The sequence below is a fragment of the Exiguobacterium sp. s142 genome (assembly GCF_018618455.1).
GTDB lineage: Bacteria > Bacillota > Bacilli > Exiguobacteriales > Exiguobacteriaceae > Exiguobacterium > Exiguobacterium aurantiacum_A.
The window spans coordinates 1-1,671 of sequence record NZ_JACSMB010000046.1 but is presented as its reverse complement, the minus strand read 5'-3'; the positions used below and the strand labels follow the sequence as shown (position 1 = coordinate 1,671).

Here is a 1,671-nt window from a genome sequence, read left to right as displayed (position 1 = left end):
TGAACTGCACCCTGTCAAGTAGACAGTCGAAATAATAAAAATCGTTTAGACGGCTTCAGCCCTGAATTCTAATGGGCTGAGGCCGTTTAGTCGTTCTTGGAAGCGATCTTGATTGTAAAAACGCATATACTCGGTCACTACTTTGCTGAGATCATCGTACGTACGGTATTTCCGAAGGCGATAGCTCTCGCATTTGAGTGCACCAAAAAATGACTCCATCGGCCCGTTGTCGATACATTTTCCCACACGGGACATGCTTTGGGTGATACCGGCCGCCTTCGTCATTCGGCCGAAGGCCCTCGAGGTGTACTGGAACCCTCTGTCACTATGGAGGAGAGGCATCGCACCTGGATCGCCCTGTAGGGCCTGATGAAGCGTTTCGAAGACGAGACTGGTGTTGTTTGAATGGCCGATGACGAAAGAACGTATCGATCCGTCATAGAGGTCGAGGATGGCGCTAAGATAGGCTTTCCCAGACGATCCGTACTTGAACTCGGTGACGTCGGTCAGCCACTTCTGGTTCGGCCGATCTGCCCGGAACTCACGGTTCAAGATGTTCTCTGCCGTCTGTTGTGGAGTCGAGCGGACATATTTCTTCCTCTTTTTACGGATGACGCAGCGCAGGCCGCCGGCCTCCATTAATCGGTAGACACGCTTATGGTTGACATGTCGGTCGAATCGTCTGCGAAGGTTCATAGCCATGCGTCGATATCCGTAGATACCCTTGACCTCATGATGGATGCTTCGCAACTCTTCAAGAACCTGTCGATTCTCCGTTTCACGCGCGGACGGTTGATGCTTCAACCATTTGTAATACCCTGACCTCGAGACGCCGGCGATCTCACATAGTCGGGCCACCGAATGGCCGCACTCGGACTGGAGGCGGCGAATCGATTCATATTCATGCGCGTACCTGATCTGGTTTAGTTTTGCCCCCTTTCGATTTCTTTTAATTTTTTTAAGTAGTCGTTCTGCATGCGAAGAAATTCGTTCTCTTTCGCTAAGCGTCTCATCTCGACTTGGACAAGCTCTTCAGGCGTGAACGTGCCATCTTCTTTGTTGCGACCGCGTCGATCGAGCAGGGCGTCAGGCCCTCCTTGGTCATACTTTTTCACCCATAGATAGAGCTGTTGATACGAGACCCGATGGGTCTCCGCGGTCTCGCGATAGTTTCGATTCTGGCTGATGCAGTCGAGCACCGCTTCGAGCCTTTCATCGAACGTGGTTTTTCGTCCTTTAGTCATAGCTTTTCGTCCCCCTGAGGTGGATTTGAGTTCTCTATGACTAGTATACTGGTTTACCCACCGCTCAAGAACGCCATGGCTCGATATTCCATACTTCCTTAGTATCTCGTTATCTGAATGCCTGCCGTGGACCCAATCTAGCACCGCATTCGTCTTCAGTTCTTTAGTGTAGGTCTTCCAGGAACGTGGTTTGAGAAAGGCATCGGCCCCATCGGCTTGATAACGTCTGACCCAATGATCAAAAGTTTGTCTCGGCACCTCGTATCGCCCCAATACTTCAGATAGAGCGACCTTACCCTCCTCATAGGCCATGACAGCCTCAAGCTTCATTTTTAATGAATAGCGTTTTTGAGCCACACAAAAAACTCCCTTCAAAAGTAAAACAGGTTATATTTTTTAACCTGTCTACTTTTGAGGGAGCATATCA

General features: G+C 49.9%; 2 protein-coding genes and 1 pseudogene. All 3 read right to left on the bottom strand.

The features are described from left to right. Positions 1–45: 45 nt before the first annotated feature. A complete protein-coding gene (locus KNP77_RS15765; protein WP_353048846.1) occupies positions 46–918 on the bottom strand; it encodes an IS3 family transposase in 873 nt (290 codons plus the stop codon). Between the two features lie 5 nt (positions 919–923). Beyond that, positions 924–1,244 (bottom strand): helix-turn-helix domain-containing protein, encoded by a 321-nt coding sequence (locus tag KNP77_RS16040; protein WP_251139134.1) that lies wholly within the window; start codon positions 1,242–1,244, stop codon positions 924–926. A 240-nt stretch (positions 1,245–1,484) separates the two neighbouring features. Continuing rightward, a pseudogene (locus KNP77_RS16210) lies at positions 1,485–1,556 on the bottom strand (hypothetical protein); the annotation flags it as partial. Positions 1,557–1,671 lie beyond the last annotated feature (115 nt).